Source organism: Loktanella sp. M215 (genome assembly GCF_021735925.1).
GTDB lineage: Bacteria > Pseudomonadota > Alphaproteobacteria > Rhodobacterales > Rhodobacteraceae > Loktanella.
Genome location: NZ_WMEA01000001.1, coordinates 3943438 through 3960400, shown reverse-complemented (window position 1 = coordinate 3960400; position 16963 = coordinate 3943438). Strand labels below are relative to the sequence as shown.

General features: G+C 65.9%; 17 protein-coding genes and 1 tRNA gene. 3 read left to right on the top strand and 15 right to left on the bottom strand.

The window, feature by feature from the left end:
- Nucleotides 1-73: 73 nt before the first annotated feature.
- Entirely contained in the window at nt 74-370 is a 297-nt protein-coding gene (locus GLR48_RS19440) for a hypothetical protein (RefSeq protein WP_442915820.1), read from the top strand.
- A 25-nt stretch (nt 371-395) separates the two neighbouring features.
- Here the strand turns inward: GLR48_RS19440 and gph are convergent, their stop codons facing one another.
- From gph to GLR48_RS19410, 6 genes are all read right to left on the bottom strand, one after another.
- Nucleotides 396-1064, bottom strand: a complete 669-nt coding sequence (gph, locus tag GLR48_RS19435; RefSeq protein ID WP_237064127.1) for a phosphoglycolate phosphatase — start codon at nt 1062-1064, stop codon at nt 396-398.
- Nucleotides 1065-1151: 87 nt separating this feature from the next.
- Nucleotides 1152-1832, bottom strand: a complete 681-nt coding sequence (gene rpe, locus GLR48_RS19430; protein WP_237064125.1) for a ribulose-phosphate 3-epimerase — start codon at nt 1830-1832, stop codon at nt 1152-1154.
- Nucleotides 1833-1936: 104 nt separating this feature from the next.
- Nucleotides 1937-3253 carry a TRAP transporter large permease gene (locus tag GLR48_RS19425; protein WP_237064123.1) on the bottom strand — a complete coding sequence of 439 codons (1317 nt, stop codon included), beginning with the start codon at nt 3251-3253 and terminating at the stop codon, nt 1937-1939.
- On the bottom strand, nt 3253-3807 hold the full coding sequence (locus GLR48_RS19420; protein ID WP_237064121.1) for a TRAP transporter small permease subunit: 555 nt from the start codon (nt 3805-3807) through the stop codon (nt 3253-3255). Before GLR48_RS19420 ends, GLR48_RS19425 begins: the two co-directional genes overlap by 1 nt.
- Nucleotides 3808-3879: 72 nt before the next feature.
- A complete protein-coding gene (locus tag GLR48_RS19415) occupies nt 3880-4902 on the bottom strand; it encodes a TRAP transporter substrate-binding protein (protein WP_237064119.1) in 1023 nt (340 codons plus the stop codon).
- Between the two features lie 27 nt (nt 4903-4929).
- A complete protein-coding gene (locus GLR48_RS19410) occupies nt 4930-5469 on the bottom strand; it encodes a gluconokinase (RefSeq protein ID WP_237064117.1) in 540 nt (179 codons plus the stop codon).
- Between the two features lie 117 nt (nt 5470-5586).
- Between GLR48_RS19410 and GLR48_RS19405 the strand changes: the two genes are divergently transcribed.
- Nucleotides 5587-6603, top strand: coding sequence for a LacI family DNA-binding transcriptional regulator (locus GLR48_RS19405; RefSeq protein ID WP_237064116.1), 1017 nt, complete (start codon nt 5587-5589; stop codon nt 6601-6603).
- A 114-nt stretch (nt 6604-6717) separates the two neighbouring features.
- Here the strand turns inward: GLR48_RS19405 and GLR48_RS19400 are convergent.
- Nucleotides 6718-6794, bottom strand: a tRNA-Met gene (locus GLR48_RS19400).
- Nucleotides 6795-7002: 208 nt separating this feature from the next.
- Between GLR48_RS19400 and uraH the strand changes: the two genes are divergently transcribed.
- Nucleotides 7003-7362, top strand: coding sequence for a hydroxyisourate hydrolase (gene uraH, locus GLR48_RS19395; protein ID WP_237064115.1), 360 nt, complete (start codon nt 7003-7005; stop codon nt 7360-7362).
- A gap of 693 nt (nt 7363-8055) precedes the next feature.
- Here the strand turns inward: uraH and GLR48_RS19390 are convergent.
- Genes GLR48_RS19390 through GLR48_RS19355 form a run of 8 tightly spaced genes read right to left on the bottom strand, consistent with a single transcriptional unit; the run spans nt 8056 to nt 16962 of the window.
- Nucleotides 8056-9030 (bottom strand): aldose epimerase family protein, encoded by a 975-nt coding sequence (locus tag GLR48_RS19390; RefSeq protein ID WP_237064114.1) that lies wholly within the window; start codon nt 9028-9030, stop codon nt 8056-8058.
- Nucleotides 9027-10931 (bottom strand): beta-galactosidase, encoded by a 1905-nt coding sequence (locus GLR48_RS19385; protein WP_237064107.1) that lies wholly within the window; start codon nt 10929-10931, stop codon nt 9027-9029. Before GLR48_RS19385 ends, GLR48_RS19390 begins: the two co-directional genes overlap by 4 nt.
- A 42-nt stretch (nt 10932-10973) precedes the next feature.
- Nucleotides 10974-11801: an SMP-30/gluconolactonase/LRE family protein gene (locus GLR48_RS19380; RefSeq protein ID WP_237064105.1), complete on the bottom strand. Its 828-nt coding sequence runs from the start codon at nt 11799-11801 to the stop codon at nt 10974-10976.
- Nucleotides 11798-12403: a 2-dehydro-3-deoxy-6-phosphogalactonate aldolase gene (locus GLR48_RS19375; RefSeq protein ID WP_237064103.1), complete on the bottom strand. Its 606-nt coding sequence runs from the start codon at nt 12401-12403 to the stop codon at nt 11798-11800. The genes GLR48_RS19380 and GLR48_RS19375 overlap by 4 nt, the downstream gene beginning before the upstream one ends.
- Nucleotides 12400-13281: a 2-dehydro-3-deoxygalactonokinase gene (locus GLR48_RS19370; protein ID WP_272911435.1), complete on the bottom strand. Its 882-nt coding sequence runs from the start codon at nt 13279-13281 to the stop codon at nt 12400-12402. The genes GLR48_RS19375 and GLR48_RS19370 overlap by 4 nt, the downstream gene beginning before the upstream one ends.
- Nucleotides 13278-14036 (bottom strand): SDR family NAD(P)-dependent oxidoreductase, encoded by a 759-nt coding sequence (locus GLR48_RS19365; protein WP_237064101.1) that lies wholly within the window; start codon nt 14034-14036, stop codon nt 13278-13280. Before GLR48_RS19365 ends, GLR48_RS19370 begins: the two co-directional genes overlap by 4 nt.
- A complete protein-coding gene (locus tag GLR48_RS19360; RefSeq protein WP_237064099.1) occupies nt 14033-16111 on the bottom strand; it encodes an alpha-galactosidase in 2079 nt (692 codons plus the stop codon). Before GLR48_RS19360 ends, GLR48_RS19365 begins: the two co-directional genes overlap by 4 nt.
- 5 nt (nt 16112-16116) lie before the next feature.
- On the bottom strand, nt 16117-16962 hold the full coding sequence (locus GLR48_RS19355) for a carbohydrate ABC transporter permease (protein ID WP_237064086.1): 846 nt from the start codon (nt 16960-16962) through the stop codon (nt 16117-16119).
- Nucleotide 16963 lies beyond the last annotated feature (1 nt).

Below are 16963 nucleotides of genomic sequence, written 5' to 3'. Positions count from 1 at the left end.
TCCATATTCGTATCATTCTGTCAGTGTTGTGAGCGGCCTGACCGGACGGGCCGGAAACCGGAAGGCCCTGCCCATGTCAAACGCAACACAATCGCAAGATGTCGAATCAGCCCCGCTGTTCAGCGCAAGGGTGACCGCTGCCGCCGCGCTGTCGATTTGTGAATCGCTGATGCTGGCGCTGAACGACCGCAACATCCTGCCAGAACACGAAATCGTAGGTGTCCTGCGCGACGCGGCCGCGGCCCACAGCAACCATCCCGACGCCACCGAGGACTCGGCCTTTCACGTCGAAGTCGCGAGCCTGATCAACCGGATCATCCGTGGCGGCAATTCGGTGCGCCGCGATGATGCGCCGTCCGGTCGGACCTGAGCCTTCGTGACCTGCCGGGCCGGGATCATGCCCCGGTCGTATCGGTTCCCGACAGACAGTCCGCGACGATCCCGGGCAGGGCGTCGAAGCTGGAGAACGCTGTCCGGTGCGGCAGGGCGTCGATGGTGCTCTTGCGATAGCCTTCGGTGAACAACAGGAACGGCACCTGCGCGCGCACCGCCGTTTCCGCATCCACGTCGCTGTCGCCCACGTAAAGGCGCGGGCCGTCCGGCAGCGCCGTGAAGGCGGCGTGCAGGGGCGAGGGGTCGGGCTTGTGGACGGGCAGGCTGTCGCCGCCCCAGACGGTTGCAAAGAATGGCGTCAGATCGAAGTGATCCAGCACCCGGCGGGTGGGGGCCAGCGGCTTGTTGGTGCAGATGCCAAGGCTATGGCCCGCGTCGCGCAGGGCTGTCAGCGCCGCCACGACGCCCGGATAGACCTGCGTCAGCGCCACCGCACCGTCATAGCGCGCCATGAAGGCCGCCAGCAGGCGGTCCTGATCGCTGTCAGGCATGTCCCGCGCCGCGCGCATCCGCTGCACGAAGACGGCGGTCCCGTCGCCGATGAAATCCTGCGTCTGCGTCATGGTCAGGGGCGCTAGCCCCTCGTCCGCCAGCACGGTATTGGCGACACCGTGGATATCGGGCGCGCTGTCGATCAGCGTGCCATCAAGGTCGAAGACGATCCGGGCCATCAGCTGTTCCTTGTCATTTTGAAGTGCATCGACGGCATGCGCCCTGCCACTGCCATCGCGCGGCTGGACGAAAGGACGGCCATGCCCTCAGCCCCGCACGGCGGCGCGAATCGCGCGCATGTTCTCGCCGTAGACCTGTGCCGCGTCTACGGACCCGCCCCGGAACACGGCGGATCCTGCGACCAATACGTCGGCGCCGGCGGCCACCACCAGCGGCGCCGTGACGGGATCGACGCCGCCGTCCACCTGAATGTGGACCTCTCGGTCGCCGATCATGTCACGCACACGGGCGATCTTGGCGGTCATGTCGATGAACTTCTGCCCACCGAAACCGGGGTTGACGGTCATCACCAGCACCATGTCGGCCACGTCCATCAGCTCTGCCACGGCTTCTGCCGGGGTGCCGGGGTTCAGGGCCACGCCCGCCTTCATCCCCGCCGCGCGGATCGCCTGCAGGGTGCGGTGAATATGCGGCCCGGCCTCGACATGGGCGGTCAGCATGTCGGCGCCCGCCTCGGCGTAGGCATCGATATAGGCATCGACCGGAGAGATCATCAGATGCACGTCCATGAACGTGGTCACGTGGCGGCGGAACGCCTTCACCGCAGGCGGGCCGAACGTCAGGTTCGGTACGAAATGTCCGTCCATCACGTCCACATGCACCCAGTCGGCGCCCTGATCCTCGATCGCGCGAATCTCGCGGCCAAAGTCGGCAAAGTCGGCGGACAGGATCGACGGCGCGATCTTGAGGCTGCGGTCGAAGGTCATCGGGCTTTCTCCTTGATCCGGCCCGCGCGGCGCGCGGTCCCACGCGCGTCATAGCGCGGGCCGTGCGGGGATTCCAACGCCTTCGTGACGACGCCCGTCGCCGGTCAGTAGTAGGCCAGCGCCGGAAACAGGATCAGCAAACCGACAGCCAGCGCCTGCAACCCGATGAACGGCAGCAGCGCGCGAAAGATCTCGCCCAGTGAAATGTCGGGCGGGGCCACGGACTTGAGGTAGAAGGCCGCAGGACCGAAGGGCGGCGACAGGAAGCTCATCTGCATGTTCATGCAGAACACCACCCCGAACCAGACCGGATCGTAGCCAAGGCTGACGATGATCGGCACGAAGACCGGCATGGTCAGCAGGGCGATGCCCACCCAGTCGAGGAACATGCCCAGCACGAAGAGGATCACCATCATGAAGAGCAGGATCAGGACCGGGTTGTCGGAAATGCCGGTGATCAGTTCCGTGACGAAATGGATGCCGCCCATCAGGTTGAACACGCCGACCAGCGCCGTGGCGCCGATACCGATCCAGACGATCATGCCCACGGTCTGCAGCGTCTGAAGGGCTGCGTCGATCATCATCCGAAAGGAAAACTCGCCGCGCACCATGGTCGACAGGGTGACGCCTATGACGCCCACGGCTGATGCCTCGGTCACGCTGGCGATACCGCCATAGATCGACCCCAGAACGCCCACGACCACCAGCATCGGCAGCACCAGCCCCTTGGCCAGCCGCAGCTTCTCGGTCCTGTCGACGCCGCTGAGATCGCCCAGCGGGGCCATGTCGGGGTTCATGCGGGTGCGAATCAGGACATAGGCCACATAGAACGCCGCCAGCATCGCGCCGGGGATGAAGGCCGCCGTGAACAGGTCCCCGATCGAGACGTTGGCCGTCAGGCCATAGATGATCAGCACGATCGACGGCGGGATCATCGTGCCCAGCGCACCACCCGCGCAGACCACGCCGATGGCCAGTTTGCGGTCGTAACCCAGCCGCAGCATCTGGGGCAGGGCGATCAGGCCCAGCAGCACGATCTCTCCACCGATGATGCCCGACATCGCTGCAAGGATCACGGCGACAAAGATCGTCTGCACCGCCACGCCGCCGCGCATCCGGCCCGCGAAGAGCTTCATCGCATCAAAGAGGTCGCGCGCGATGCCTGACCGGTCGAGGATCGCGGCCATCAGCACGAACATCGGCACCGACACGAAGACGAAGCTGGAAACAAAGGAATAGATCCGCGAGGTGATCAGCGGCACCGCGGACGGGCCGAACCAGCCCAGCACGAAGAACAGTGCCACCAGCAGGGTGACATAGGCCAGCGGGATGCCGGTCACGAGCAGGAACAGCAGCATCGCGAACATCAGGCCGGTGCCGGCCTCGATCCCGAGGCTCTGGAGGGATCCGAAAAATTCCATCAGCGCGGCTTTCTGGCGTAGTTGTAGGCAAGGATGAGGAACTGAACTGTCATGATCGCCATGACCACCATCAGCATGATCTTGATGACGCCGGGATAGACCGGGTCCCAAGCGCTGCCGGAGCGTTCCAGCCGGATCGCCCCGTCTGGTGCAAAGGCCGACCGCTGCACCATCAGCCAGGACGCCCAGGTAAAGAACCCGGTGCAAATGGCACAGATCAGGGAAATCACGACATCCAGCGCCCGCCGCATCCCCGGCGGTGCGATGTCATAGAGCAGCACGACGCGGATGTGCCGGTCCTTGGCCGTGCAATAAAGCCCGCCAAAGATGAAGGCCGCACCGCAGAGGAACACCGTCGTCTCGTGCGCCCAGATCGTCGGGGCGTTGAAGACGTAGCGCAGCAGCACCTCTTGGATCAGGATCAGCATGGATACCAGCAGGCCCACGGCAAAGACCAGCCCTAGCCGGTCGATGACGCGGCCCAGCCAGCCCGCCTCGGGGATCGCGACATGGTTTTCGTGCAGAACCTCTGGAATGGCATCATGCTTGGCCATGGCGGTCTCCTTTCTGTGGCGGTGGGGTGCAAGGGGGGACGGGACGGCGCGTGCCGTCCCGTCCGGTCGGTGTTACTGCTGCAGCATGCCTTTTTCGGACAGGTAACCGGTCAGCGTTTCATAGACCTTCTTCGCGTTGTCCGACCGGTCGGCCAGCGCCGCCCACTGGTCGACGGCAATGGTGCGGAACTTGGCGCGCTCTTCGTCGGACCAGTCGTGCACGGTGATCTTGCCACCGGCCTTGGCCTCGGCCACTGCGGCCTCGTCACGCTCCTTCAGGGTCGCGACCTGCGTCTGGGCGAACTGCGTGACGGATTCCTTCATCGCCGTCTGGATATCCTCCGGCAGGCCGTTCCACTTGTCGAGGTTCATCGAAATCTCGACCAGCGGCATCGAGTGGAAGCCCGGATAGACCGGATGCGGCGCGATGTCGTTCAGACCCTGCGCCTGATTGGTCGAAAAGACCGAATAGTCAGCCGCGTCGATGACGTGCTTGTCGAGGGACGTGAACACCTCGGATCCCGGCAGGTTGACCGGCGAGGCGCCCGCGGCGGCAAAGACCTGCTGCACGAGGCCTTCTGGCGCGCGCATCTTCAGCCCCTTGAGGTCGTCGACACCCTCCAGCGGCACGCTGGACACGAAGGCTTCCAGCCCCGGTGTCGTCGCACCGATGAATTGCAGGCCGTAGGGGTTTTCCAGTTCGTTCATCAGCGCGGCGCCGCCGCCGTCCGCCATGAAGTCGAACATCTGCTGCGGGTCGGACCAGGCGCCGACCGGGTTGGCGATCAGGCCGAAGGCCGGGTCGCGGCCTGCGAAATAGGAAACGTCGGTGATGTGACCGTCGAGGATGCCGGCGGCGATGGCATCCTGCGTCTCGTTATGGGCGACGATGGAATCGACGGGCAGCAGTTCGATGGCGACGCGGCCGTCGGTCATTTCGGACACCAGTTCGGTCCAGCCCTGCTGCAACTCGAAATTCGGGTTGCCGGCGGGATCGGACGACTGGAACCGGAAGCTGAAGTCCTGCGCCATGGCGGGTGCCGCAAGGGCCAGGGCCGAGACCGTGGCCAGGGTGTATGTGGTAAAGCGTGTCATTGTATCCTCCTGTGAATGACGGCGGGTTCAGTCCTTGGCCGGTGCTGGAATCAGCGCGCGGTCAAGGTGTCGGGTGATGAAATCGGTGGCCTGCGCCACGATGGCGTCAGGCGTATCAAAGGCGGGCAGGATGCAGGCCAACTCGTCGGCCGCGGGCGGTTCCAGCGTGTCGAGCTGACTTTGCACCAGCGACGGCGGCATGTAGTGATCCTGCCGGGCCGCGACGCGCGCCTTCAGCAGGTCGCCGTCGGCGGCCAGATGGATGATCGGCATCGGGCGGCAGGTCAGGCGCAGCCGGTCGCGGTAGACGCGGCGCAACGCAGAGCAGGCGAGGACGGACAGGCCGGGCCGGGCCTGCGCCTCGGCGGCGATGGCATCCAGCCAGGCCCAGCGGTTGTCGTCGGTCAGCGGGACGCCACGCGCCATCAGCGCCTTGTTGTCGGCGGGGTGAAAATCGTCGGCCTCGATGAACCGCGCGGACAGCCTGTCGGCCAGACCCCGCGCGATCGTCGACTTCCCGACACCGCAGGCTCCCATGACCAGAATCACGGGCACATCTTTTTCCATCTGGCCCCCTCCCTGGCGCCTGGCCCGCGCTGCCGTGCAGGGGGCCATGAATGACAGCGCTATCATCATTGATAGCGCTGTCATTTGTCAATACATGTCTGAGGCAAGAGGATGACAATGGCGAATGCGACCCTTTCCGACGTGGCCAGACTGGCGGGCGTAAGCCCGATCACCGCGTCGCGCGCGATCAGGAACTCTCCGCAAGTCACGGAAGCGACACGCGAAAAGGTCCGTGCCGCCGCGGCCTCGCTGAACTACACCCCCAATTCCGCCGCCCGGGCGTTGGCCACCGGTCACAGCGGATTCCTCGCTGTGCTGATCCCCTCGGTCACGAACGCGGTGTTTGCCGACGTCCTTAGCGGTGCCTTTTCCGTGGCGGACGATCTGGGGCTGACGCTGCAACTGGTGAACACCGGCTATTCGGCCCAGCGCGAGGAAGATGCCCTGCGCCTGATTCTCAACCAGCGGCCCAGCGGCATCATCGTGTCCGGCATCGACCAGACCGACGCCAGCCGCCGGATGCTGGAAGGTGTGCAGGTGCCGTTGGTGCAAATCATGGACCTGTGCGACGACCCCATCGACATGATGGTCGGGTTTTCCCACGCCAATGCCGCCGCGGCGGCCGCAGCCCACCTGCTGGACATGGGATACCGGCATCCCGCGGCGCTGGCGGCACAGCTTGATCCGCGCACGATCCGGCGGATGGCGGGATTCAGCGACGGGTTGCGCGCTGCGGGCCACCCTGAACCGGACCGTATCCAGCGCACGGACGCCCCGTCCGGCTTTGCCGTCGGCGGACAGCTGTTGCGCGACCTGATGGCGCGCCGTCCCGACACCGACTGCGTCTTCTGCAACAACGACGACCTCGCCATCGGCGCCCTGTTCGAGGCGCAACGCCTTGGCCTGTCGGTGCCGCACCGGCTGGGCATTTGCGGTTTCAACAACCTCGAGGCGGTGGGCGCGACAGAGCCGGGAATCACCAGCGTCAAGACCAACCGGTTCGAGATGGGCCGCCTTGCGGTGCAGAAGGTCAGCCGGATCGCAGGCACCAAGGACGGCACGCCGCGGGTCGTCGACCTTGGGTTCGAGGTGATTGCCCGCGCCAGCACCCGCCGCACGCCGACCGCCGGCTGACGGGTCTGCAGATGCCGCGACCGGGATGATGCAGACGCGGGAGGTCCGCCGCAGATCATCGCAACGCGACGCCCTGCAGATGATCCTTCGACAGACATGTTCGGGAGGACAGGGTGGTGGCGTGGGGGAGACTTGAACTCCCGACCTATCGATTATGAGTCGATCGCTCTAACCAACTGAGCTACCGCGCCTTGCCACGGCGCATCCGATAAGCGGGCGTGGCAGGAGTGTCAAACGCAAATTTGCGCGAACGTCGGGACAGCTGCGGGACGCCGGTCGGTTTCGGGGGCAAATCGCGAAAAGCGGGAAAGAATCGCACCAACTGCAAAGCCGGCGCTGGACCTGACGCGCCGGGACGGCGACAAGGAACCGGACCGGGCCAAGGCAGGAGAACGCGCCGTGACGACAGGATTTCTGACGACCCATGTCCTTGATACCGCGCGCGGCTGCCCTGCGGCGGGCCTGGTGATCGTGCTGGCGCGGATCGCGGGTGACGGCCGCGAGGAGCTGGTCCGCATGACGACGAACGCCGATGGCCGGACCGATGCGCCGATCCTGCCGCAGCCCGATTTTGCCATCGGCACGTACGAGCTGACCTTCCACGCCGGCGATTACCTGCGGGCCACGGCGCAGGAGGGTGACGCACCGCTGTTTCTGGATGTCGTGCCGATCCGGTTCGGCATCAGCGATCCAGCGGCGCACTACCATGTGCCGCTGCTGCTGTCGCCCTACGGCTATTCCACCTATCGCGGAAGTTAACGTTCTGTCGGAGAGGGCGACGGTCAATCAGGCGCGCCTCAAAATGGTGTTGCATCCATCCTGACATGTCACCGGCTGCGCCATGCAGGACTGACCAGCAGCGCCTTGCGGGATCGCGACAGCGATCATCCACCCCAACGACTCAGCTGCCTGCTTCAGGCCTTTTGGCATTTGCCGAAACTGGCAGGTCGTCAAAGACCTCAACTTCACACGCGTTGATGGCGGTCAAGGTTGGCTTTCGGTCCGTTGCGATGGCACCGTTCAATGTCAGCCTGACGGGTTCCTAATCAACTTCAAAGCGCGATGATATGACATCGGACATCATTCAGGCTAATCTAGATCACGACCTATCAGCGGGTTTCAGTGCGGTGCCGTCCTGTCCTGCTCGTCCGCGATACGGACCCTGATGGCGCCGGGGTGCTGGTTCCGGGTGAGTGCGGCACGATGATCCGGCGCCTTGGGTTCAGGACCCATGTGGGGCAGGGGGACAAGTTTGGCGCGATCCTTGGTTCATCCGGGATCTGACCCACAGGTCTGGATCAGCGCGCCAAAGCAGTCCCGGTGCAATCCGGGCTGCTGGAATCGGCGGCGACGCCTGCCATCCCCGGCGGCGTGAGTGAATGTCGTGACGTGCACGTGAGGGACATTCTGGCCTTGTCGGCCCCAAATGTTTCGCGTGCGAGACATATTATGTCAAATGGACCGACCGAAGGTAAAGGTGGTGAACTGGCGGTAGGGGGCGGCCTCGGTCACGCGGATCGACGGGAAATCCGGATGGGTCGGCGCGTCGGGCCAGCCCTGCGCCTCGAAGGCCAGTGCCTCATAGGGGGTCTTGCGCGGCCCGACCAGATGGCGCCCGTCGAACAGCTGCATGCCCGGCTGATCCGTCGCCATGGTCAGCGTGGTCCCCGACTGGCCGGTCAGCCACAACACATCGCGCAGCGCCACCGGACCGTCCGACAAACAGTAGTTGTTGTCCAGATCCGGCTGTCCGGGCGCAATGCTGCGGGTCTTGCGGAAATCCATGTCGGTGCCGGTGAGGTCGGCAATCTCGCCGGTGGGGCAGAAATCCTCGGTCGCGGGCAGATAGCGATCGGCGGCGACGCGCAGGGTGTGACCTTCCCACGTCGGGGTGCCGTCGAGGTTCCAGTAGGCGTGATTGGCAAAGTTCATCAGGGTCGGCTGGTCGGTTGTGCCCGTGATCTCCATCGTCAGGGTGGCGGGGGCGATGACGGTATAGACGACGCGGATGTGCCGGTCACCGGGCAGCCCTGCGTCGCCGTCGGGCAGATGCAGGGTCAGCGTGACGCGGTCGGAGGATGATTCCTTGATCTTCCACGGGCGCAGGTGCGTGGCCCGGCTGCCGGAGTGCAGGTGGATGCGGTTCTTCAGGTTCCGTTCCAGTTCATACATCATGCCGTCGACGGCAACCCGGCCGGTGCTGATCCGGTTCACGATCGGCCCGATGACCGACCCGTGGTAACGCATGTCACCTTCGTAGTCGCTGATGTGATCGGATCCCGGCGTCAGGGCATAATCGATCCCCGCCAGCCGCAGATCCTGGATCACGCAGCCCCAGGTCAGGATCGTCACGGACAGATCGCCCGCGTGCAGCCTGATGCTGTCGATGTCGTGGCCAGCGGCCGTGGTGCCGAAGTGCGAGATCATGATCGTGCCTCCCAGTGAACGCCGGCCGCGGGAATCGTGGTGCCGTTCCAGTCGATGGGCTTAGTGCCATAGTTGAACAGGAAACGCATCGTCGAAGTGTCGCGCACCCGCAGCCCTGCGGGAAGTTGCAACGTGGCAATCCCGGCAGCATCGCAGAGGCCGCCGACGATCCCGTCAAAGGTCGCGTCGTCCGGCCAGCCGGCGAGGTAGCGCAGGTGATCGCCGCCCATGATGGCAGGGCGGCCGTCGCGCGTCGACAGATGGACGGGTGCGGTGCCGTCCAGATGCTCGAACCAGTGGCGGAAGGCGCCGCCGCCCTGCAGCTTGATCTTTTCGGAGGGCGGCAGGCTTTCGGTCAGGGTGACGGTGACGTCGGTATCGGGCAGGTGAGGTCCCATCGGTAGCGGGATCGCCATGTCGCGGGACTTGAGGTCGCTGCGGGGGCCGATCAGCGCGATGCCCTGATAGGTGGCGAGGGCCGCGCGCAGCGGGTCGGACAGGGTCATCAGGCCGGGGGCGAGCACCAGTTTGTAAGCGGACAGATCACCGGTGTCGGGCGGCAGGATGTCGATGCTGAGGCCCGCACGGCGCAGGGCGCGGTAGGCGGCAAAGGCAAGGCGGAACATCTCGAAATCCGCGCCCTGCGGCTGGGTGTCCCAGGCCCAGGCGGATTCGTAGTCGAAGATCAGCGCGACAGTGCCGGTGGCCTGATCGAGGTCGGGCATCTGCGCGATCTCATCCGCGACCTGCGCCGCCTCGGCCAGTGCCGGGGCCGGCTGGCTGTCGGGGCGCAAGAGGCCTGCGTGCATCTGCTCCTGCGCGAAGGGCGCCTGCCGCCAGCGGAAGTAGCAGACGGCCTCGGCACCGTGGGCAAACGCCTCCCACGCCCAGAGGCGAGCCATGCCGGGCAGGGGGGCCGGGTTGTAGGGCGCCCAGTTCACCGGGCCTGGTTGCTGTTCCATGACCCAGAGCCGCCCCTTGCCCACGGCGCGATAGAGGTCGTGGTGGAAGGCCTGATTGTCCGGGTGGCCCTGACGCAGGAAGGCCTGTTTATCTTTCTTGCTGCCCTCGATCCGGTCGGACAGGAAGCCGATCGGGTAAGAGTCCCAGGACGCGATATCGAGGTCGGCGCCGACGGCGTAGTGATCGAAGGTCAGGGTCCGACCCATGTAGTTGTGGATCAGGGGCGCGTCGGTGAGGGGGCGCAGCGCCTCGACCTGCACGCGGTTGAAGGCCACGACCTGATCCGATGAATAGCGGCGGAAGTCCATGACGTGCGCGGGGTTGGGTTCGGTGACGGTCAGGTTGGGCAGGTCGATCTGGTCGAAGCTGTCATATTGCATCGACCAGAACACGTTGCCCCATGCGCGGTTCAGGGCGTCCGGGCTTTGGTATTTCTGCGCCAGCCAGTTGCGGAACCCGGTGCGGGCGGCGTCGGAATAGCTGAGCGTCGTGTCGTGGCAATCGTATTCGTTGTCGATCTGCCAGGCGGCGACGTGAGCGTTGCGGCCATAGCGCTCGCCCATCGCGCGGGCGATGCGGCGGCATGCCTCGCGGTAGCCCATGTGGCTGAAGTCGTAGTGCCGGCGCGAGCCAAAACCGCGGGTGCGGCCCTGCGCGTCGACGGGCAGCATGTCCGGCATGGAGTCCACCAGCCAGCGCGGTGGCGTGGCAGTGGGTGTGCCCATGACGACCTTCAGCCCCGCGTCGCCCAGCGTCTGCACGGCGCGGTCGAGCCAGTCCCAGTCGTAGATGCCGGGGTTGGGTTCCATCAGGGACCAGGCGAATTCGCCGATCCGGACCCAGGTGAGGCCGGTGGCGCGCATCTGGGCGGCGTCGGTCGCCCATTGGGAGTCTGGCCAGTGTTCAGGATAATAACAGACGCCGAGCGTGCGGGGCATGGTGGGCCTTTTTGAGTATTTAAGAAAAAAGCGAGGACAGGGTCAGAGAATGACGCGGTGTTCGCGTTGGCCGGTGTAGGGGGTCGCAATCTTGTAGGTCAGGCCCTGTGCAGGGTCGGGATTGTCAATCTCCTGCCGTGCGGTCGTGACGTAGAGCGTGGACAGGTCCGCGCCGCCGAAGGCGGGACAGGAGGTGTGGCGGGCGGGCAGGTCGAAGGCCGTGATGAACTGGCCTTGCGGATCGTAGGCGGCGATGCGGCCGACGCCCCATTGCGCGTTGAACAGGTTTCCGGCGGCATCCACGACGGACCCGTCGGGATAGAAGTCGGTGCCGGTCAGGTCGATGTGGACCTGCGGTGTGCCGGTGGGCCACCCCTCTGGGTCGAGGATGACGCGCATGATCTGCTGGGTCGGCGTATCGGTGAAATAGGCGGTCTGTCCGTCGGGGGCGAAGCATATGGAATTGCTGATCGCGAGGTCGGCGTAGATCTTGCGCAGCGCGCCTCGGTAGAAGCGCCAGATGCTGCCGTGACCGGCCTCTGCACCCAGTCCCATGGTCCCGATCCAGAACCCACCCTGCGGGTCGGCGCGGCCGTCGTTGGACCGGGTGCCCGCGAGATCGTGTTCCAGGTCCATGATCTGGACGTGATCGCCCGAGGCGATGTCGAAGCGGTGCAGCGCGATGTCGGAGGCCACGAGCAGGGTTTCGTAATCGACCCAGCCGGCGGCCGAGACGTGGCCGGGGAAGTCCCAGTGCTGGCCCTTGGTGTGCATCCGGTGGTTGATGATGTCGAACCAGAAGAGCTGGTCGCGTTCGGGGTGCCAGAGCGGGCCTTCGCCCAAGATGCAGGGGGTGTCGTCGAAGATCATGCGGTGGCCTCCTCATAGGCCGTCACGATTGTTTTCGCGCGGCTGGCGACCTGTCCGGCTGTGAGGCCGGGCGTGTAGAGGGCGGTGCCGATGCCAAAGCCGGAAGCCCCCGCCGCAATCCAGTCGGCGAAGTTGTCGGGGCCCGCACCGCCCACGGCATAGACCGGGCAGTCGGCGGGCAGGACGGCGCGCATCGCCTTGATGCCGGCGGGACCGATGAGGGACGCGGGGAAGATTTTCAGGCCGTCGGCGCCGGCCTTGAGGGCGGCGAAGCATTCGGTGGGGGTCATCACGCCGGGCCAGCTGGCCATACCGGCGGCCTTGGTCGCCATGATGACGCGGGCGTCGCAGTTGGGGGACACGATCAAGGTGCCGCCTGCGTCGCGCACGCGGTTCACGTCGTCGGGGGTCAACACGGTGCCAGCGCCGATTTCCGCGATGTCGCGGTGGGCGTCGGCCATGCGGCGGATGCTGTCGAAGGGCTGCGGCGAGTTCAGGGGCACCTCGATCCTTGTGATGCCGGCGTCGATGCAGGCGGCGGCCACGGCGACGGCGTCGTCGGGGGTGACGCCGCGCAGGATGGCGATGATGGGGCGGGTCATGTCCGGTCCTTCCAGATGCGATATGCGGCGGTCAGGCCCGCGAGGGTGGCGCGGTCTGCATTTACCTGTGTCGCAGGGGCAGATTGCGCCGCGAGGGCCGTGACGTAAAGTCCTGCGAGCGTGCCTGCGCCGATCACGGCGATCTGTTGGCCCAGCCAGTAGGGTTTCGTCGCCGCAAGCTCTGCCCCGATGAGCAGGCCGGACAGGCGGGCGCGGGCGACGGCGTCGGGGAGGGCGTCGAGCAGCCCCTCGGCACGCAGGGAAAACAGGCGGGCGGCGAGTTTCTCGGGGCGGGAGATGGCGTCGTCGACGCCCTTTCCGAAACCGGCGTCGTCCCACCCTGTCGCTGTCGAATGGCGCAGGACCGTGTGACCGGTGATCGCGGCGAAGAGGTCGCCGGTCATCACGGTCTGAAAGCTGATGACCTCGCCCGCGCTGACGTGGACCCACTTGGTATGGGTGCCGGGCAGGCAGATGACGCCGTCCCAGTTGGGGTTGAGGGCGAGGAAGCCCGCAATCTGGGTTTCCTCGCCGCGCATCACGTCGGCGGGGCTGGTCTGTTTCAGGCCGGGAATGATGTGGGTGCGGTCGCCCGCGAGAGTGAGCTGGTTGGAGAGGGGTGGGCAGGGGACGGCGGCATAGGCGGCCTCGGCCCAGCCCTGGCGGGACCCGACCATGCCGCAGGCGATGACCGGCACGTGGGGCCAGTCCGCCGTCACCCGGTCGAGGGCGGCGGGATAGGCGTCGCACGTCAATGATCCCATGCCGTCGTCGGAGGTGGCCGCCGCCAGCACGGTGCCGCTGGCGGACATGGCCCAGACCCGCAGGTTGGTGGTGCCCCAGTCGGCGGCGATCCATATGGCGGCAGAGATGCTCATCCTGTGAACGCCAGTCCGCCGTCGATGAAGAGGCATTGCGCCGTCATCATCCGCGACAGGTCGGAGGCGAGGAAGAGGGCGGTGCCCGGAACATCTTCGGGGTAGAGGTTCTTGTCGATGCACTGGCGCTTGCGGAAGTCGGCGAGGTCTTCGTCGGTGTGCACCTCCTCGATCTGCTTTTTCGTCAGCACGAGACCGGGCGAGATCGCGTTGACGCGGATTCCGCGCGGGCCCCAGTCGCGGGCGAGGGAGCGGGTCAGGCCGATGATGCCGGCGTTGGATGAGATGTAGGGGGCGAGCTGTTCGCCCGCGATCTGGTAGCTGGCGGAGGAGAAGTTGATGATCGACCCGCCGTCGGTCATCAGCGCGCCGGCCTTCTGGCAGGCAAAGAAGTAGTGGCGCAGGTTGACGGCGATCTGGTTGTCCCAATCGTCCACCGTGATGTCGGCGGGGTCCATGCGGGTGTCCGCGGCGGCGTTGTTGATCTGGACCTTGAGCGGGCCTTGGTTGGCCACAGCCTTGTCCATGGCGGCGTGCAGGGCCTGCGTGTCGGTGACGTCGCACTGGAGGAAGAGGGGCTTGGTGCCGGTCTTGTCGGCCATATCGTCCGCGAAGTCGCTGTAGTCGGAGCGGCCGACGAAGCTGACCTTTGCCTTTTGGGTCAGGAAGGCTTCGGTCAAGGCGGCGCCGATGCCGGACCCGCCGCCGGTGATGAAGACATGGGCGTTTTCGAGGTCTTGGAAATGGGCGGTCATGCGCGGTGTCCTTCGATGATCCACATTGAATCGGGAAGGTCGTAGGGTAGGGCGATGCCTTGCGACATCAAACTTTGTCCCGTCAGGGTCAGGGGGCCGGATTTCAGGGCCGGGGTGCCGCGAGAAAGGCTGGAGATATCTTCGCGGTTGGCGAGGTCGATGGTGTAGCTGGCGGCGGGGTCGAGGCCGGTCAGGCGCAGGGGGCGCGGGGCGATCTGGGTGCTGGTGCCGGCGTGGCCCGCGAAGACGACGAAGCGGGTGCCGTCGGCGGCCTGCTGCTGTTCGGCGATGATCGCGGGATCGGCTGCGTCGAGGCGCAGGATGTCGGCGGTGCGCAGCCAGTCGCGGTTGGCCTTGTACCAGGCGGTGACTTTCGTGAGCGTTGCTGCCTCGGCGTCGGTCAGCTCTCGGGGGTCCATCTCGAACCCCATGTGGCGCTGGGCTGCGACCCAGGCGCGGAAGCTGATGGAGTGGATGCGGCCCGTCGTGTGGCAGGTGCGCGGGCCGACGTGGGAACCCGTGACGCAGGATGGCAGGAAGAGGGCGGCGTCGTGCTGGATGCGCAGGCGCGACAGGGCGTCGTTGCTGTCGGACAGCCAGACTCGCTGGGTATGCGCCATGATGCCGAAGTCGATGCGACCGCCGCCGGAGGAGCAGGATTCGATCTCCACCTCCGGATGGGCGTCGCGGAGGCGTTTCAGCAGGTCGTAGGTACCGCGGGTCTGGGCGGCGTCGTTGTACGGCAGGACCCGATTGTGGTCCCATTTGATGTATTCAATATCATGGGTCGAAAGAGTGGTGGTGATTTGAGTGAACAGGTGATCGCGCAGATCGGCGTTCGCCATGTCCAGCACATACTGCCCGCGGCCCAGCGGCTGGGTCGTCGGGCCGAGGATCCAGTCGGGGTGCGCGCGGGCGAGGTCGCTGTCGGCGTTGACCATTTCCGGCTCGAACCAGAGGCCGAAGGTCATGCCGAGGCCGTGGATGTGGTCGATCAGCGGGGTCAGGCCGTCGGGCCATTTGGTGGCGTCGATGGTCCAGTCGCCGAGCGATGTGGTGTCGTCGTTGCGGCCTTTGAACCAGCCGTCGTCCAGCACGAAACGCTCTGCCCCGAGTGCGGCCGCGCGGTCGGCGATGGCGGTCAGGGCGGCGAGGGAGTGGTCGAAATAGATCGCCTCCCAACAGTTGTAATGCACTGGACGGGGGGTGTCGGGCTGCGGCCAGGTCACGATGCGGTCGCGCAGGTGACGCTGGAAGCTGACAGCGCAGCCGTTCAGGCCGGTGTCGGAGAAGGCTGCGTAAAGCGGCGCAGTCTCGAACCGGGTGCCGGGCAGGGGATCGCTGGCGGTGGCGTGGCCGAACTGGATCTGGCGGCGGCCGTCGGGCAATTCCTCGGCCAGCATGCGGTGACCGCCGGACCAGCCGTAGTGCAGGGCGTGCGCCTCTCCACCCGTATTGGTGCAACCGCGGGCGGGCAGGATGATCGCGGGGAAGTGTTCGTGCCCGGTGCGCCCGGTGCGGTTGTCGCGGGCGCGGATACCGGTGGCCCAAGGTGTCGTGACGGGCTGGAATTCATCGCACCAGCGGCCGGCGAAGTCGATCATCTGGTCGGCCAGTTGCGGGCCGGGCAGGACGGGGGCGGCGAGCCAGTCGCACAGGACGGGTGTGTCGCTGTCCAGCGTGGTGCTGGCGGTGATGATGCCGGTCGCGGCGTCGGCGGCAAAGCGGAAGGTCAGGGTGAGGCCGAGGTCCTCGTCGGTGTAGGCGAGCGACAGGGTGTCGGTGCGCTTGGTGCCGGCCTTGGTGAAGACGGGGCGCAGGGGCGTGCCATCGGGGGAGCGGACCACCAGACCGGGCTGGCCCGGAAAGGCGGCTGCGGTCTGCGGGCAGAGCGTCAGTTCGGGGTTGGCGTCCAGCATGCCGCCGGTCAGGTCCAGCGCGGCGCTCGCCGCGACCTGCGCCAGATCGGCGCCATCGGGCAGGCGCGCGCCCCAGAAGGTGCAATGCGGCAGCCCGTCCGAGGGGGCGGCCAGCACAAGGGTCTGGCGCAGGGCGTCGATACGATAGTGAGTCATTTTGCTTACTTTACGGCGCCGAGGGTCAGACCGGCAATGAAGTGCTTTTGCATCAGGAAGAACATGGCCACGGGGGGCAATGCCGCGACGATGGACCCGGCAGAGACGAGGTGCCATGCTGCGACCCACTGGCCGTTCAGCGACGACAGGCCGGCGGTGACGGGGCGGGTGTCGGCGCTGGTGGTCAGGACCGTGGCCCAGAAGAAGTCGTTCCAGATGAAGGTGAAGACCAGCACCGACAGCGCGGCGATCGCGGGCTTCATCAGGGGCAGGACGATGTACCAGAAGATCTGCCATTCTGCGACGCCTTCGACACGGGCGGCCTCGATCAACTCGCGCGGCAGGGCGGCGATGAAGTTGCGCATGAAGAGCGTGCAGAAGCCGGTCTGGAACGCGATGTGGAAGACGATCAACGCCCAAGGCGTGTTGTAGATGCCGAGGTTGATGGTCATGTCGCGGACCGGGACCATCAGGATCTGGAACGGCACGAAGTTGCCTGCGACGAACATGAAGAAGATCAGCAGGTTGCCGCGGAACTTGTAGATGCCAAGCGCAAAGCCGGTGAGGCAGGACAGCGCGACCGCGCCGATCACCGTGGGGATCGTCACGTAAAACGAATTGCGGATGTATTTCCAGAGGTCAAAATCAAAAAGGACGGTCCAGTAATTCTCGAACGCGAGGTGCGTCGGCAGGCCGAAGTAGTTGCCTGACGCAAGGTCGGCTGCGGGTTTCACCGAGGTCATGGCGATGCCGAGCAGCGGCAGCAGCCACAGGATCAGGGCGATGGGCAGCAGCGCGGAATAGGTCCACTGGGCGGCGGGGCCGCGCTGGGCGATGGGGCGGGGGAACATG

Bases quoted from the DNA above. Each gene is read 5' to 3' on its own strand.
- GLR48_RS19415 (WP_237064119.1), bottom strand. From the start codon at position 4,902: ATGACACGCTTTACCACATACACCCTGGCCACGGTCTCGGCCCTGGCC.
- GLR48_RS19355 (WP_237064086.1), bottom strand. From the start codon at position 16,962: ATGTTCCCCCGCCCCATCGCCCAGCGCGGCCCCGCCGCCCAGTGGACC.
- rpe (WP_237064125.1), bottom strand. From the start codon at position 1,832: ATGACCTTCGACCGCAGCCTCAAGATCGCGCCGTCGATCCTGTCCGCC.
- GLR48_RS19420 (WP_237064121.1), bottom strand. From the start codon at position 3,807: ATGGCCAAGCATGATGCCATTCCAGAGGTTCTGCACGAAAACCATGTC.
- GLR48_RS19385 (WP_237064107.1), bottom strand. From the start codon at position 10,931: ATGCCCCGCACGCTCGGCGTCTGTTATTATCCTGAACACTGGCCAGAC.
- GLR48_RS19365 (WP_237064101.1), bottom strand. From the start codon at position 14,036: ATGACCGCCCATTTCCAAGACCTCGAAAACGCCCATGTCTTCATCACC.
- GLR48_RS19425 (WP_237064123.1), bottom strand. From the start codon at position 3,253: ATGGAATTTTTCGGATCCCTCCAGAGCCTCGGGATCGAGGCCGGCACC.
- GLR48_RS19360 (WP_237064099.1), bottom strand. From the start codon at position 16,111: ATGACTCACTATCGTATCGACGCCCTGCGCCAGACCCTTGTGCTGGCC.
- GLR48_RS19390 (WP_237064114.1), bottom strand. From the start codon at position 9,030: ATGATCTCGCACTTCGGCACCACGGCCGCTGGCCACGACATCGACAGC.
- GLR48_RS19370 (WP_272911435.1), bottom strand. From the start codon at position 13,281: ATGAGCATCTCTGCCGCCATATGGATCGCCGCCGACTGGGGCACCACC.
- GLR48_RS19380 (WP_237064105.1), bottom strand. From the start codon at position 11,801: ATGATCTTCGACGACACCCCCTGCATCTTGGGCGAAGGCCCGCTCTGG.
- GLR48_RS19375 (WP_237064103.1), bottom strand. From the start codon at position 12,403: ATGACCCGCCCCATCATCGCCATCCTGCGCGGCGTCACCCCCGACGAC.
- GLR48_RS19440 (WP_442915820.1), top strand. From the start codon at position 74: ATGTCAAACGCAACACAATCGCAAGATGTCGAATCAGCCCCGCTGTTC.
- GLR48_RS19410 (WP_237064117.1), bottom strand. From the start codon at position 5,469: ATGGAAAAAGATGTGCCCGTGATTCTGGTCATGGGAGCCTGCGGTGTC.
- gph (WP_237064127.1), bottom strand. From the start codon at position 1,064: ATGGCCCGGATCGTCTTCGACCTTGATGGCACGCTGATCGACAGCGCG.
- GLR48_RS19405 (WP_237064116.1), top strand. From the start codon at position 5,587: ATGGCGAATGCGACCCTTTCCGACGTGGCCAGACTGGCGGGCGTAAGC.